This is a genomic window from Embleya hyalina (genome assembly GCF_003967355.1).
In the GTDB taxonomy this organism is placed as follows: Bacteria; Actinomycetota; Actinomycetes; order Streptomycetales; family Streptomycetaceae; genus Embleya; species Embleya hyalina.
In genome coordinates this window covers 214560-228939 of sequence record NZ_BIFH01000014.1, presented here as the reverse complement: position 1 = coordinate 228939, position 14380 = coordinate 214560, and the positions used below count along the sequence as shown (strand labels likewise).

The following is a 14380-nucleotide window of genomic DNA, read 5'->3' as shown; positions in this document are numbered from 1 at the left end:
GTCGCCCCGACCGGGCGCTCAACTTCGCGGCACGGTCTCGGTGTTGCCGCCGAGTCGGGAGCGTTCGACGGCGAAGGCGGCGAGGTGGCTGCCGAGCGAGTCGGTGCCGTTGGAGCGGATGTGCGCGGGATCGCCGGTGGCGAGCGCCGTGACGAACGCGTCGATCAGCGCGGTGTCCCCACCGCCGTGTCCGTCCGCCGCGTTCGACCCGGACGCGCCCGCGTCGTGCGTGACCACCCGGTCGTCGGCGAAGGTGTGCACGGTGACCTTCTCGCCGTCGCCGCGCAGCCAGCCGTGGCTGCCGAAGATCCGTACCTGACGGTGCGTCTGCTCGGTGAACGCGGTCATCGTGAAGGTCGCGGTGATCCCGCCGGACAACTGCATGGCCACCACCTGGTGGTCCACCACGTCGTTGTCGCAGTGGTAGACGCAGCGCCCGTACGGGCCTTCGCGCAGCGCCCGGACCAACTCGGCCTGATCGTCCGGCCCGTGCGCGGCGTCGGTGACGTGGTTGATCGGCCAGGCGTCGCCGGTCTCGCGCAGCGCCGGGAAGTACAACTTCGGTCCCGAGTAGGGGCAGTCGGGCTCGACCGCGCAGTCCAGGCAGTTGCGGGCCGAGCCCGCCGGCGCGTTCTCCGGCTTGAAGTGGGCGAGGCCGCCGAAGCTCGCCACCGTCTCGATCCGGGCGCCGGTGACGTACCCGATCCAGTCCAGGTCGTGCGAGGACTTGGCCAGGATCATCGGCGACGAATCGGCCTCGCGACTCCACGGGCCGCGTACGTAGCTGTGCGCGTAGTGCCACCAGCCGACCGGCTCCAGCAGGTCCAGGCTGACGATCGAGCCGAGTACGCCGGAGTCCAGGACCCCCTTCACCAGGTCGGTGTAGGGGGTGTACCGGAGCACGTGGCACACCGCGAACGGCACACCGGCCGAGGTCACGCCGTCCAGGATGCGCCGGCAGTCCGCCTCGGTGGCGGCCATCGGCTTCTCGGTGAGGATCGCGTAGCCGGCCGCGGCCAACGCCAGGATCGGCTCGACGTGTTCGCGGTCCTGGGTGGCCACGATCACCGCGTCCGCGATGCGCTCGTCGAGCAGTGGTCGCCAGTCCTCGAACTGCGTGCTCGCCCCGGACGCGGTCCGGGCCGAGGCGCGCGGGTCGGCCACCGCGACCAGTTCGGCGCGGTCGGGGTGCCGGCGGATCCAATCGGTGTAGGTCAGACCCCGGTTGCCCGCGCCGACCAGCGCGAACCGTACGGGTCGGTCGGTGATGGCCGGTCGGTCGGTGCGGGCCGGCGTGGCGGTGTTCGTGGTCGAACCGGTGGCGGTCATGGTGCTTCCCGTGGTGCGAGGGCGGTGCGGATACGAGGGTGCTGCGGGCCCTGGTGCGGGCGGGTCAGATCAGCTGGTTGCCGGCCGTGTGCGCGACGCGCGGGCCCTCGTCGGGCATCGCGGTACGGGTGACGCCGTCCTCGACGCAGCCGCTGTGCAGCAGTGCGCCGGTCCCGCCGAAGGCCGCGCCGGCCAGTTCGAGTCGGCCGCCGGCGAAGGTGTTGCCCGCCGCGCGGTAGCGGTTGGTGCCCTCGCCGATCAATACGTGCGCGGTGGCCGCGTCGGCGGTGGTCGACGCGCAACCGTCCAACTGCCAGCGGACCGTGCGGGCGCCGCCGGTGCGCGACAGCAGCGCGCGGGCGGCGTTGGTGCCGCCGAGCCGGGTGCGCGACAGCGCCACGCTCTGCTCGCCGGTGCCCGCCAACCGCAGCCCGGTGTCCCGCAGTTCGCCGCCGGACACGGCCAGCGCGGCGCCGGTGACGGTGACCGGTGCGGCGTTCGGCGCACCGATCAGGGTGCACTCGGTGAGTACGAGCCGACCGGCGTTGCGCAGCGCCGCGTTGTCCAGTCCCTTGAGCGTGACCCGTTCCAGGTGCAGGTCGTTGGTCACGTTCGCCTGGGTGATCTCGGCGTCCTTGGCCAGGGTGAACGTCGAGTCGGCGATCACGTTGGCGCGTTGCGAACGGTTGGAGGCCTGCGAGACGATCAGCGGCCCCGACGCGGTACAGCCGCGGATCTGGACGCCGTCCGCGTTGACCCAGAGCATCCCGGAGCCGGCCAGCGCGGGTTTGCCGATCACCTGCATGTCCTCCAGGGTCAGATCGGTGATCTTCACCCGGGCCACGAACCACGAGCACACGTGCTTGCGGACGGTGATGCGCTTGGCCACCGACCCCCAGGCGGCACCGGAGTTGGCGAAGGTCATCAGGCCGGAGTTGCCGGTGTAGACGAGATCGTGCTCGAACTGACCGTGCGTCACGAACGGGCCCTGGTCGTCGCCGTCGCCGTGACAGTTCGTCACGTAGCAGTAGGCGGAGGCGGTCAGGTCGTTGAGGTGCCGGCTGTTCGCCACGTGGCAGTCCTCGACGTGCCCGTACAGGCAGTAGATCTGCTGGGTGAGATAGCCGGCGCCGCCCCAGGTGACGCTCGCCGGGTTGCGCAGCGAGCAGGCGCGGGTGCGGTAGTGGGTGCACCAGCGGCGCATGATCACCGGCCAGAACGTGCCTACCGCGTCGACGTGTTCGACGTCGCAGTTGGTCGTGTACTCGTAGGCGATCGGGTGCGATCCGGTGTACTGGTCGCCGTCGGCGATGCCCTGGAAGACCATGTTGCGCACGTGCGCCCGGTCCACCGGTTCGATCCGGGTCCAGGTGAAGGTGCGACCGGCGGCGAGGTCCCACCCGATCTTGTAGCCGACCCGGATGTGCGTGGCGTCGACGAGTTGGGTGATCTCGACCAGGCGCTGCACCTCCTGCTCGTACTTGCCCTTGCCCGGTTCGGGGTCGATGGTGACCGCCCACCAGTCGCCGACCTTGAACGCCGCGCTGTCCGGCACCTCGAACACGTCCGCGAGGTCCGGCATCGGCTGGGACAGCCTGGCCTTGACCACGGTGTCGGTGACCTTGCCCCGGAAGTACAGGACGGCGCCGAACGGGTTGTCGTACGTGTTCTTCTCGATGCCGGTGGTGCGCACGGTGTGGCCGCCGAAGTCGAGCACGATGCGGGAGCGGCCGAAGGTGTGGCGCTTGACGAAGAGCAGGTCGGAGTGGGCCTCGACGCGGTGGATGTACGGGTCGTTCACCATCGCGTCGAGCGCCGCGTCGGCGGGGACCTTGTCGTCCAGGATGCCGAACCGACGGAAATCCATCACCCCGTCGTGCACCTGGATCCACCGACCGTCCCGACGGACGGCGGGATCGGCGAGCACGGTGCCGCCGTTGACCGCCAGCTTCGACCGGGGGTCCCAGCGCACCACCATGCCGCCGCCGTCGCCCGCCGCGTGGTAGCCGGCGACCAGCACCATCGCGTCGGCCTCGAGGGGCTTGACGTTCATCCGCAACAACGCGGCCACGTTCGGCACGCTCATCGACACGTCGCGCGAGCCGGCGCCGTGCCGGTCGTCGTCGGGAGCGGCCGAGGCCGAACCCACCGCGGCGGTGCCGGCGAGCAACAACCCGCCGAGACCGCCGGCGGCGAGCAGCCGCCGGCGCGACGACCCGGGAGCGGGAGCCGACGGCGTGGCGGTGGAGGTGGAAGGAGTGGGGGACGTGCTCATCGGGGAACCTCGGCCTTCGACGGAGGATGCTTCCCGTGGCGCGTGCCGATGACGTCGCTTCCCGACCGGGGAGGGAAACGCGCGGCGGATGGCATGGGGTGGGCTGCGTGGCCGTGGTGACGGACCGTCAACCCAGGGCCGGCGATCGGGCACGATTCGTGGCAGCGAACGTGCGGGCCCTGATGAGTCCAGGAACGTAGGCCCGGACATCGATCCTGGTCAAGCCCCCTTGGCCGACTTTCATCGTCCGTAATCGCGGGAACACGAAGGGGTCGCGACGAATTGTTCCATCACGACCCCTTCACCCGATTGTTCACCCATCGGTTTCAGCCGGCGCCGATGTCGCCTTCGCCACTCTCCGTGCTGCCCAGTTCGCGGCTGACCCGCAGCGCGCCGGCCCGCACCTGGCGGCCCAGTTCCTGGAATCGCCAGCCGGGCAGGTCGAGCTTGAGGCCGGTGATGCTGATCGCGCCCACACACTGGTCGCGGTGGTCGCGAACCGGGCTGCCGATGCAGAAGATCCCGTCCGCGTCCTCCTCGTCGTCGAGCGCGTAGCCGGTCGCCCGCACGTCGCGCAGGTGGGCGATCAGGGTTTCGGTGTCGGTGATGGTGTGCGAGGTACGCCGGGGCAGCCCGGAGCGCTGGATCACCTCGCGCGCCTCGGCCTCGGGCAACGCGGACAGGATCGCCTTGCCCAGGCCCGTGCAGTGCGGCAGTTCCCGCACCCCCATGCGCAGGTCCAGGCGGACCCGCTGCTCTATGCCGATCTGGTCGACCACCACCGCGAGCCCGCCCTCGGGCACCGCGAAGCGGGCGGCCATGCCGGTCTGCCGGGTCAGCTCGGCCAGCACCGGGCGGGCCACGTCGCGCAGCGACACCTGGGCCTGGGCCCGGTCGCCGAGTCGGGCCAGGCCCATCCCGAGCCGGTAGCGCCGATTCATCCCCTCGCCTTCGTCGGATACGAGGCCGTAGCCGCGCAGGGTCTGGAGCAGTCCGAAGGTCGCGCTCTTCGAGATCCCGCAGGCCTGACCGACCTCCGTGACGCTCATGCCGTCCCCCGGACCACGTGCGGAGAGCACTTCGAGGATGTCCGCGGCCCGGGCGACGGACTTCACCCAGTACTTCGACTCCTCGACATTCTCGTTAACGCTGTTCGACATAGCAGAACACTTTACCGGTCCAGACCTCTTGACTGCTTTGTACATCCAAATGTAGAGTCTCGTACTGTTCGGCTCTGTCGAACAGTGTTCAGAAAACGAAAATGCACCACCTGCGACGCGTGCCGAAGGCGGATGGCGCCGGAGGTCCACGGCCTGGCAGGGCCGCGGATCCGAACGGTCACGAACGACGCAAGGAGCCCACCGATGAGTGTCGGCACAGCCGCCACCGACTCCCTTCCCGCCCGAGCCCTTCGGGTCATTCCGGGCGGGGTGAACAGCGGTCAGCGCCGGATCCCGGGCCTGACCGACCTGATCGTCACCGGCACGAGCGGGGCGACCTTCACCGACGCCGAGGGGCGCGTCTACACCGACTACCACTCCGCGTTCGGTCCGCCGCTGCTCGGCCACAACGACCCCGACGTACAGCGCGCGGTGGCCGAGGCCGCGACGCGCCTGGACCTGACCGGCGTCGCCGTCACCGAGGGCGAGGTCACCCTCGCCGAGACCCTGGTCGACCTGGTCCCCTCGGTCGAGAAGGTGCTGCTGACCAGCACCGGCAGCGAAGCCACGTTCCACGCGCTGCGGGTCGCCCGCGCGGTGACCGGACGGCGGCTGATCGTCAAGTTCCAGGGCTGCTACCACGGTTGGCACGACGCGGTCAGCCTGAACGTGATCTCCTCGCCCGAGGCGGTCGGCGCGCCCGACCCGATCTCCACCGGGATCCTGCCCGAGGTGCTGGCCGCCACCCTGGTCCTGCCGTTCAACGACCCGGCCGCGGTGCGCGCCGCGTTCGCCGAACACGGCGCGGACATCGCCGCGGTGATCCTGGAGCCGATCCCGCACAACGTCGGTTGCCTGCTGCCCGACGCCGAGTTCCTGACCACGCTGCGCGAACAGTGCACCGCGCACGGCTCGGTGCTGGTCTTCGACGAGGTGATCACCGGCTTTCGGCACGACCTCGGCGGCTACCAGAAGATCGCCGGGATCACCCCCGACCTGACCACCTTCGGCAAGGCCATCGCCAACGGCGCCCCGGTCGGCGCGCTCGGCGGCCGGGCCGACCTGATGGAGCAGTTCAGCACCCGTCCCGGCGCGCCCGCGTTCTTCGCCGGCACCTACAACGGCCACCCGTGGGTGGTCGCCGCCGCCCTGGAGACGCTGCGCAAGCTGCGCGAACAGCCGGTCCACGAGCACGTGTTCCGCCTCGGCGAGCGAGTGCGCACCGGCCTGGCCGAGATGTACACCCGGCTCGGCGTCCCGGCCGTGGTCACCGGCTACGGCTCGGTGTTCGTCACCTACTTCATGGCCGGCGGCGAGCCGCGCAGCTACGACGACCTGCTCGCCAACGACGCGAACCTGTTCATCGGCTACCGCCGCCGACTGCTCGAACACGGCGTGTTCGAGTTGCCGTTGAACCTCAAGCGCAGTCACATCTCGTACGCCCACACCGACGCCGACGTGGACCACCTGATCGCCGCCACCGAACTGGCCGTGCAGGACGCGATCAAGGACGGCGGCATCGACGAACTCGCCGGCACCTCCACGATGGGCGGCGCGACCGAGGGGACGGCCCACTGATGCTCGTCGTCGACCGCACCCGACCCACCGGACCCGCCGGCCGGATCACCCACGTCGAGACCCTGCTCCTGGGCACCGCGTGGCGCGACTTCGGCTACGTCCGCGTCCACACCGACCAGGGCCTGTCCGGCGTCGGCGAGATCACCCACCCCTACCGGGTCGCCGAGACCGCGGCACTGGCCGAGGCGATGGCGCGGCGGCACCTGATCGGCGCCGACCCGTTCGACACCGAGGAGATCTGGCTGCGCCTGTACCAGGGCGACTTCCTGCGCGGCGGCGACATCGGCGGCATCGTGCTCTCCGGCTTCGACCAGGCCATGCACGACCTGATAGGCAAGGCGCTGGGTGTGCCGGTGTACCGGCTCACCGGCGGCGCCTGCCGGAACCGGGTCCGGGTGTACGCGAACGGCTGGTACAACGGCGAGCGCGACCCGGCGGTGTTCGCGGCGAAGGCCAAGGAGACCGTGGCCAAGGGGTATTCGGCGCTCAAGTTCGACCCGTTCGGGGCCGGGCTGCACGAGTTGTCCCGGGCCGAACTGCGCCAGTCGGTCGAGTTGGTCGGCGCGGTCCGCGAGGCGATCGGGCCGGACGTGGACCTGTTCGTCGAGGGACACGCGCGGTTCGCGATGACCACCGCCTCGGCGCTGCTGCGGGCGTTGGAGCCGTTCGACATCGGCTGGCTGGAGGAGCCGATGCCCTGGACGCACATCGAGCGCTACGCGGAACTGCGCGCCCGGGCGCCGTTCCCGATCTCCGGCGGCGAACACTTCCACAACCGCTACGAGTACAAGCAACTGTTCGCGACCGACGCGGTGGACATCATCCAGCCGGACCTGTCCATGGCCGGGGGTCTCACCGAGGTGCGCAAACTGGCCGCGATCGCCGACACGCACGGCGTGATGGTCGCCCCGCACAACTCCAACTCCCCGCTGTGCACCACGGTTTCGGTGCACGCCGCGCTCGGGATCACCAACTTCAAGATCCTGGAGACCTTCGACGGTCTGCTGGAGCCGTACGTGTTCGACGCGGTGCGCGGCGCGCTGCCGGTGACCGCCGACGGCCACGTGGAGATCCCCACCGCGCCCGGCTTCGGCGTCGAACTCGACGACGACGTGTTCGCCGAACACCCGCCGACGCACCGGTTCTGGAACATGTTCTCGGCCGGCTGGGAGAAGAGGAATCGCACATGACGTCCGCGCCGGCGAGCCCCGGCATCGTCGACGTGCACTCCCATCTGTTCCGGCAGTGTTGCGACTTCGACGACGCGTTCAAGGCCGAGTCGGCCCGCGCGCACGCGGGTGAGGTGGACCTGACCGTGCGCTGGGCCGACTACGCGGCGAGCAGCCCGGCGAACACCCGCACCATCGTGGTCGGCGGCAAGGCCCGGCGCAGCGGTCTCTGGGTCGAGGACAAGGCGGTCGCCGAGTATGTCGGCGCGCAGCCGGAGCGGCTGATCGGCTATCTGTCGATCGATCCGACCCAACCCGGCTGGCAGGACGAACTACGGTTCGGCCACCAGGAGTTGGGGCTGCGTGGGATCAAGCTGATGCCGATGTACGCGGGCTTCGACCCGGGCGATCCGCAGTACGACCCGCTGTTCGCCTACGCCGAGGACAACGGCCTGCCGATCCTGGTGCACACCGGGACCACGTTCGTCTCGGCGGCGCCGATCGCCTACGCGCAGCCGAGGTTGCTGGACCCGGTGGCCATCCGGCATCCGGAACTGCGCATGGTGCTCGCGCATCTGGGCCACCCGTTCGAGGGCGAGTGCATCGCGGTGATCCGCAAGCACCCGCACCTGTACGCCGATCTGAGCGCGCTGCACTACCGGCCGTTCCAGCTGTGGCACAGCCTGCGGCTGGCCCAGGACTACGGCGTGCTGCACAAGCTGCTGTTCGGCAGCGACTACCCGTTCACCACGGTGGACGCGTCGGTGACCGGGCTGCGCGAGGTGGCCGCCGTGCCGGGCATCCCGGGTCTGCCGCCGCTGGACCGGGACGCGGTGGAGGCGATCATCTTCCGCGACGCGCTGCCCCTGCTGGGGTTGTCGTGACCGGCGGCGGGGCGGGGCGCACGGTGGATTTCGCGCTGACCGACCGCACCGCCCTGGTCACCGGCGCGGCCGGCGGCCTGGGCCGGGCGTTCGCGGTCGCGCTGGCCGGGGCGGGCGCCGACATCGTGCTCACCGACCTGCCGGGCGTCGACCTGGAGCCGACCCGCGCGGCCGTCGAGGCGACCGGCCGCACCGCCCGGGTGATGCCGTTCGATCTGGCCGACACCGCCGGTCTGGCCGGCTTCGTGGACGAGGTGCGGGCCGCGGCCGGGCCGCTGCACATCCTGGTCAACAACGCGGGCACGGCCGCACTGGAACGGTTCAACGAGATCTCCGTGGCGAGTTGGCGACGGGTGCTCGCGGTGAACCTGGACGCGGTGTTCTTCCTGTCCCAGCGCGTCGCCGAGCACCAGATCGCGGACCGGGTCGCCGGCCGGATCATCGCGGTGACCTCGAAGAACGCCCACGTCGCCGAGGCCGGGTTGGCCCACTACAACGCGTCCAAGGCGGGTGTGGACCTGCTCGTGCAGAGCCTGGCGGTCGAACTCGCCCCGCACGGGATCACCGTCAACGCCGTGGCGCCCGGCATGGTCGAGACGCCCATCGACGGCGAATTCCCGCTGGACCGGGAGCCGTTCGAGGCCGCCTACCGGGAACGAATCCCGCTCGGCCGCTACGCCACCCCCGACGAGTGCGCCGGCGCGGTGGTCTTCCTGGCCTCGCCCGCCGCGTCCTACGTGACGGGCACCCGCGTCGTCGTCGACGGCGGCGTGCTCGCGGACCAGATGCCGCGCATGCGCCACATGCCGCCGTACCGCAGCTCGCTCTGATCACCGGTGTACGCCCGTCGGCCCGAACAGGGCCGACGGGCGTACACCCGACCCCACTTCGTGCACGGATCGAGAAAGTGAGCGGGACCCCCATGTCCTCACTCGGTTCTTCCCCTTCGTCGTCCCGCCGCCGACTGCTGGCCGCGGGCGGATTGGGCGGGTTGTTGCTCGCCGGCACGGCCGCCGCGGGCACCGCCTCGGCCGCCCCCGACGACGACCGCAACGGCGGCGGCCCGCGCGAGGTGTCCACGAGCGTGCCGAACGTCGCCGCGCTGCTGCGCCTGGACCCGCGCCGATTCCCGACGGACGCCGTGGTCCTGGTGGCCGGCTACCACGCGGCGGGCGACGGCGGCGGCATGGTGGTGCGCTGGGACCCGCGCTCGCGGCTCGCGGTCAACGGCGGCACCGTGTTGGCCGATCCGTCGCCGCGCCGGGACGGTCGGTGGATCCAGGTGCACGACGGGGTGATGGATTTCCGTCGGTTCGGCATCCTGGACGACAAGGTCCCCGCCGACGCGGCGCTCGACGCGATGGTGAACGACCCGTACATCCACCGCGTCGAGGCCCACACCGACCTGCTCTTCGTCAAGCGCCACACCTTCGGCCGCTCCCGCATCGTGCTCGACTTCGGCGGCCACACCGTACGCACCACCGGCATCGAGAAGAACACCCACGACAACCCGTTCGGCGCCGTCCTGTACTTCCGGGGCAAGGTCACCGACACCGTCGTCACCTACCCCCTGGCCGAGACCGTCATCGAACTCACCGACGTCTTCCCGGTTCCCGACGCCGGCGCGTTCGAGGTCGGCCAGTGGTGGACGGTCGAGATCGACCCGATCGCCGGCGGCGGCACCTACGAGCGCGAGTTGCAGAAGCTCGTCGAGATCACCCAGATCGTGGACGGCAAGCACATCCGGGCCGACTACCTCAACGGGTGGGAACTGACCGCCGGGCGCCGCATCACCTGGACCCGGGTGGAACCCGTGCGGCGCGCCGACGTCCAAAACATGGTGTTCTTCGGGGCCGGTGCCAACGACGACGAGTACACCGGCTCGCACCCGATCGCGTACGAGTACGCGGTGCGCTGCGATGTCGACGGGATCGAGGCGACCGGCTCGTTCTGGCCGGTGGTCATGCGCCGCTGGTGCACCCACTTCGTCACCGCCCGCTCGTCGTTGAAGAACCCGCCGACGGTGATGTACGGCGGCGCGGGGTATCTGACCCAGCAGATCTACTGCCTCTACGGCCGGGTCGAGGACTGCGTCTCCAGCAACGCCCGACACCTGAACGACCTGACCGCGTCCGCCTACTGCCACGTCGTCAACTGTCACGGCGACGGCGACGACCAGGGCGGCAACCCCTTCACCACACACGGCCAGTACGAGCACGATCTGCTCTTCGAGGGCAACTCCGGACTGATGGATATCGCCAACTCCGGTGTGTTGTGGGGTACTTCGGCCAAGCGCATCACGGTGCGCGACCACACCTGCTCGTGGTTCGTCGCGGGTACGAAGATCACCGATCTGACCCTGGAGAACGTCCGGGTGATCCCGCGCCCGACCTTCGACCCGGGCGGCACGCTGCAGGTCAACGCCGACGGCGTGCAGATGCGCGGCTGTGTGGCCCGCACGTTCGCGATCGGCCAGCGCTCCAACCGCTCGACCCGGCCGAACATCGTCGAGGGTTGTACGTTCGACCTGCCCGCGAAGCAGGTGCTGGTGCAAACGCCGGTGAGCAACACCGTGCACTTCCGGGACTGCCTGTTCACCGGTGTCGACGGCGCGATCCTGCGCGGCTCGGGCGAGGTCGACTTCGACTCCTGCACCCTCGTCGGCGCGGGGCCGGCCGCCGCGCCGCTGGAGGTCGGCTCGGCCGTACTGCGCCTGACCGCGAGCACCCTGACCGATACCGGAATCCTGCTGTCGGCCGTCCGCGACCAGAACCTGCATGTGAGCGCCGGCACCCGACTGAGCGGCGCCAACGGCGCGGGCGCGCTGCTGTCCCGGGGCGCCGGGGCTGGTGTGCTGCGCTGGCATCTGGCCGGCGCGGCCTCGACCACCGACGGTGCGCACGTGCGCCTGGCGGGCGGGGTCAACCACTGGATGGCCGGCCAGACCCGGTTCACCGGCGGCCGGTTGGAGCTGCGCCCGGAGGCGTTCGGCGGCGCCTCCTCGGCGCTGCACACCGGTTGCGTCGAGGACGGGGTGACCCGGACCGCGATGCCGGCGGACGGCGCGCGGGTGGCCACGAGCGGGAACCTGGCGATCTGAGATGCGGTTGCGCCCGACCACCACGGCCGACGAACCCGCGCTGCGCGCCCTGTGGGCGGTGGCCTTCCCGGACGCGCCCACCCTGCCCGCGCTGCACGCGCGCGACGCGGGCCGGCATCCGCGCACCCTGGTGGCCACCGACGACGACGGCACGATCGACGCCGTCGTGCACTGGCAGCCCCGCCCGATCCGCGCCCCGGCGGGCGGGGTGGACACGGTCGGGTGCGTGGGCAGCGTGGCCAGTGCGCCCCGGGCCCGCGGCCGGGGGCTGATCCGGCGGCTGCTCTCCCTGGCCGTCGACGACATGACGAGCCACGGTTGCGCGTGGTCGTTGATGTTCAGCGGTACGCCGGGGGTGTACACGGGATCCGGCTGGGAGACCTTCGCGACCCCGTACCTGCGCGGCGTGGCCGGTCCCGAGGCGGCGTGGGGGGATCGTCGGGTCCGCCCGGCCGCCCCCGCCGACCTGCCCCGGATGGTCGCCACGCACGCCGCCTGGAACGCGAACCGGCCGCTGGCCACGGTGCGTTCCGCCGACGACTGGGCGCACCGCTTCCCGCACTGGTACGCGCCGCCGACCCGGGTGCTGGTCACCGAGGAGGGCGACTACGCGGTGGTTCGGCCGGACACGGGCGAGGTGCTCGAACTCGCGCTCGGCCCGGGCCGCCCGTACGCGCTGCCCGCGCTGTTGCGGGCGGCGACGCGCGAACTCGGCGGCCCCGGCACGGTGGTGACGCTGCACGTGCCGATCGACGCGGCGCTGACCCGGGCGGTCGGCGCGGTGCTCGCCGACCTGAGCACCGGGCACACCACGTTCGGGCTGGCCCGGCCGATCCAAAGCGACCGGGCCCGGGTACGCGCGACGATCACCGCCCCCGGCGCGATCCACTGGCCGGCGGACGCGTTCTGATGAGCCGTCAGGACGCCGCGATACCACCCGACTCGGCGAGGAATCACCCCGTGCCGCCGAGTCGGGTGCCGGTCCTGGTCGGCGGTGCCCGCACGGTGGTCTGCGCCGCCGACCCGGACACGGGCGTACTGACCCCGGTCGGCCCGCCGGCTCCGGTCCGCACCGCGTACGCCGCCGCCCATCCGCGCCTCGGCCTGGTCTACGGCGTGGACGAGGCGCCGGTCGGCACGATCACCGTGATCGACCCGACCGACGGCGCCCGGATCCGGCAACAGGCCCCGTCGCACGGCGCGATCCCCTGCCATCTCGCGGTCTCCCCCGACGGCGGGCGGCTGATCACCGCCAACTACGGCAGCGGCGACCTGGTCGTGCACCGGCTCGCCCCGGACGGCGCGCTCGCGGGTACGACCGCCTCCGTCCCGCTGCCGGGGTCGGGCTCCGGAGCCGTCCCGGAGCGGCAATCCGCCGCGCATCCGCACCAGATCGTGTTCGCGGACACCGATACGTTCACCGTGGTCGACCTCGGCGGCGACGCGCTGCTGACCTACCGACTGGTCGAGGGCCGGCCGCGGTTGCTCGCCACCCGTCCCGTTCCACCCGGAACCGGCCCCCGGCACCTGTCCGGTCGCTGGCTGCTGGGCGAACTCGACCCGGCGATCCTGGCGTTGCCCGACCTCACCCGCCACCCGCTGGCCGCACCCGGCCTGCCGTCCGCGATCGTCACCGCGCCCGACGGGGCCCACGTGTACGCGGCCAACCGCGGCCCGGGCACCATCACGACCCTGGCCGCCGGCGCCCCGCACCCGATGTCCGACCTCCCCGTCGGCGGCGCCGCCCCGCAGGACCTGGCCTTCGTCGGCCGGGTCCTGTACGCGGCCGTGCCCGACGCCCACGCGGTCACCGCGTTCGGCTGGACCCCGGGCACCGGCGCGCTGCACCCCCTCGGCGTGGCGCTGCGCGTCCCGGATCCGCGCTGCGTCCTGCCGCTGCGCCGGGGCCTGCCCGCGTCCCGAATCACCCCCGGCCCGACCGGAAGACCTCGGTCAGGCTGGTGAAGCTGTCCTTGCCGTGCCCGGCCGCGATCCCCCGCCGGAAGATCTCCAGGACCGCCGCCGGCAGTGCCGCGTCCACGCCCGAGTCGCGCGTGGTGTGCAGCACGTGCTCGACGCTCGCCACGCCCATCGCCAGGTTGTCCATGTCCCCGGTGTGGTCGTCCGCGTCCAGGCGCGGCGCGCAGAAGGCGAGAAAATCCGGCACCGACGCGGCCGTCGAGGACGCGTACGGCAGGAACTCCTCGGCCGAGATGCCGTTCGCCCGGGCCACCGTCAGGGCGTGCACCGCACTGAGCATCGAGGTCCAGAAGATGTCCATCTGGAGCTGGTAGAGCAGCGCGGCCAGACCCGGGTCGGCGCCCCGATAGTCGGTGCCGGTGAGTACGGCCAGCGTGTCCCGATGCGCCTCGAAGACGTCGGCCGGGCCGCTGTAGAAGGTCGACATCTCCGGCGACCCGATGCCCGAGGGCGGCGACTGCACCCCGCCGGTCAGCTGCCGGCCGCCGTGCCGCCCCACCCACTCGGCCGCCTTGCGGGCCTGCTCCGGGGTGTCCGAGCCGAGGTTGACCACCACGCGCCCGGCCAGCGCCGCGGCGACCGGTTCGAGCAGCGCGTACATCGCCGCGTAGTCGGTCAGGCTCAGCACCACCAGCTCGTTCGCGGCCAGCGCCGCCTCGATCGAGTCGGCCCGTACCGCCCCCTCGGCCACCACTTCGTCGGCCCTGCTCGCGGTCCTGTTCCACACCGTCACCGGGTGGCCGGCGGCCAGGAACGCGCGGGTCATCGCCTGCCCCATCGGACCGAGACCGATGACCGTGACCGCCTGCTTGTCGCCCATGAGTACTCCCGTTTCGAGGCATGAGTAAAGGTGCGCCCGGACTAGAATGAACGCTCTATCCAGCGAGAGAAACGTAGCACGCCTG

11 protein-coding genes are annotated in these 14380 nt (G+C 71.5%); 7 read left to right on the top strand and 4 right to left on the bottom strand.

Features of this window, described 5'->3' with window-relative positions; translation table 11 throughout:
- Window positions 1-18 precede the first annotated feature (18 nt).
- The 3 genes from EMA17_RS05385 to EMA17_RS05375 form a co-directional block, all read right to left on the bottom strand.
- Window positions 19-1329 (bottom strand): Gfo/Idh/MocA family protein, encoded by a 1311-nt coding sequence (locus EMA17_RS05385; protein ID WP_126635750.1) that lies wholly within the window; start codon window positions 1327-1329, stop codon window positions 19-21.
- Between the two features lie 64 nt (window positions 1330-1393).
- On the bottom strand, window positions 1394-3604 hold the full coding sequence (locus EMA17_RS05380) for a peptidase C14 (RefSeq protein ID WP_371862961.1): 2211 nt from the start codon (window positions 3602-3604) through the stop codon (window positions 1394-1396).
- 326 nt (window positions 3605-3930) lie between these two features.
- Window positions 3931-4764 (bottom strand): IclR family transcriptional regulator, encoded by an 834-nt coding sequence (locus tag EMA17_RS05375; RefSeq protein WP_126635749.1) that lies wholly within the window; start codon window positions 4762-4764, stop codon window positions 3931-3933.
- Window positions 4765-4968: 204 nt separating this feature from the next.
- Here EMA17_RS05375 and EMA17_RS05370 point away from each other — a divergent pair, with 204 nt between their 5' ends.
- The 7 genes from EMA17_RS05370 (at window position 4969) to EMA17_RS05340 (ending at window position 13460) form a co-directional block, all read left to right on the top strand.
- Entirely contained in the window at window positions 4969-6342 is a 1374-nt protein-coding gene (locus tag EMA17_RS05370; protein ID WP_126635748.1) for an aspartate aminotransferase family protein, read from the top strand.
- Window positions 6342-7532 (top strand): mandelate racemase/muconate lactonizing enzyme family protein, encoded by a 1191-nt coding sequence (locus EMA17_RS05365; protein ID WP_126635747.1) that lies wholly within the window; start codon window positions 6342-6344, stop codon window positions 7530-7532. Before EMA17_RS05370 ends, EMA17_RS05365 begins: the two co-directional genes overlap by 1 nt.
- Window positions 7529-8395, top strand: a complete 867-nt coding sequence (locus tag EMA17_RS05360) for an amidohydrolase family protein (RefSeq protein WP_126635746.1) — start codon at window positions 7529-7531, stop codon at window positions 8393-8395. The genes EMA17_RS05365 and EMA17_RS05360 overlap by 4 nt, the downstream gene beginning before the upstream one ends.
- Entirely contained in the window at window positions 8392-9225 is an 834-nt protein-coding gene (locus EMA17_RS05355) for an SDR family NAD(P)-dependent oxidoreductase (protein WP_371862960.1), read from the top strand. Before EMA17_RS05360 ends, EMA17_RS05355 begins: the two co-directional genes overlap by 4 nt.
- A 92-nt stretch (window positions 9226-9317) precedes the next feature.
- Complete coding sequence (locus EMA17_RS05350) at window positions 9318-11495, top strand: peptidase C14 (protein ID WP_126635745.1); 2178 nt, start codon at window positions 9318-9320, stop codon at window positions 11493-11495.
- Between the two features lies 1 nt (window position 11496).
- Window positions 11497-12405, top strand: a complete 909-nt coding sequence (locus EMA17_RS05345) for a GNAT family N-acetyltransferase (protein WP_126635744.1) — start codon at window positions 11497-11499, stop codon at window positions 12403-12405.
- Window positions 12405-13460, top strand: coding sequence for a lactonase family protein (locus EMA17_RS05340; RefSeq protein WP_126635743.1), 1056 nt, complete (start codon window positions 12405-12407; stop codon window positions 13458-13460). Before EMA17_RS05345 ends, EMA17_RS05340 begins: the two co-directional genes overlap by 1 nt.
- On the opposite strand, the gene EMA17_RS05335 is transcribed toward EMA17_RS05340, so the two are convergent.
- A complete protein-coding gene (locus EMA17_RS05335; protein WP_126635742.1) occupies window positions 13420-14295 on the bottom strand; it encodes an NAD(P)-dependent oxidoreductase in 876 nt (291 codons plus the stop codon). The two genes, EMA17_RS05340 and EMA17_RS05335, sit on opposite strands and share 41 nt — an antisense overlap.
- Window positions 14296-14380: the final 85 nt, after the last annotated feature.

Coding starts and splice junctions, on each gene's coding strand:
- EMA17_RS05345 (WP_126635744.1), top strand. CDS start 11,497: ATGCGGTTGCGCCCGACCACCACGGCCGACGAACCCGCGCTGCGCGCC.
- EMA17_RS05350 (WP_126635745.1), top strand. CDS start 9,318: ATGTCCTCACTCGGTTCTTCCCCTTCGTCGTCCCGCCGCCGACTGCTG.
- EMA17_RS05365 (WP_126635747.1), top strand. CDS start 6,342: ATGCTCGTCGTCGACCGCACCCGACCCACCGGACCCGCCGGCCGGATC.
- EMA17_RS05380 (WP_371862961.1), bottom strand. CDS start 3,604: ATGAGCACGTCCCCCACTCCTTCCACCTCCACCGCCACGCCGTCGGCT.
- EMA17_RS05335 (WP_126635742.1), bottom strand. CDS start 14,295: ATGGGCGACAAGCAGGCGGTCACGGTCATCGGTCTCGGTCCGATGGGG.
- EMA17_RS05375 (WP_126635749.1), bottom strand. CDS start 4,764: ATGTCGAACAGCGTTAACGAGAATGTCGAGGAGTCGAAGTACTGGGTG.
- EMA17_RS05370 (WP_126635748.1), top strand. CDS start 4,969: ATGAGTGTCGGCACAGCCGCCACCGACTCCCTTCCCGCCCGAGCCCTT.
- EMA17_RS05385 (WP_126635750.1), bottom strand. CDS start 1,329: ATGACCGCCACCGGTTCGACCACGAACACCGCCACGCCGGCCCGCACC.
- EMA17_RS05340 (WP_126635743.1), top strand. CDS start 12,405: ATGAGCCGTCAGGACGCCGCGATACCACCCGACTCGGCGAGGAATCAC.
- EMA17_RS05360 (WP_126635746.1), top strand. CDS start 7,529: ATGACGTCCGCGCCGGCGAGCCCCGGCATCGTCGACGTGCACTCCCAT.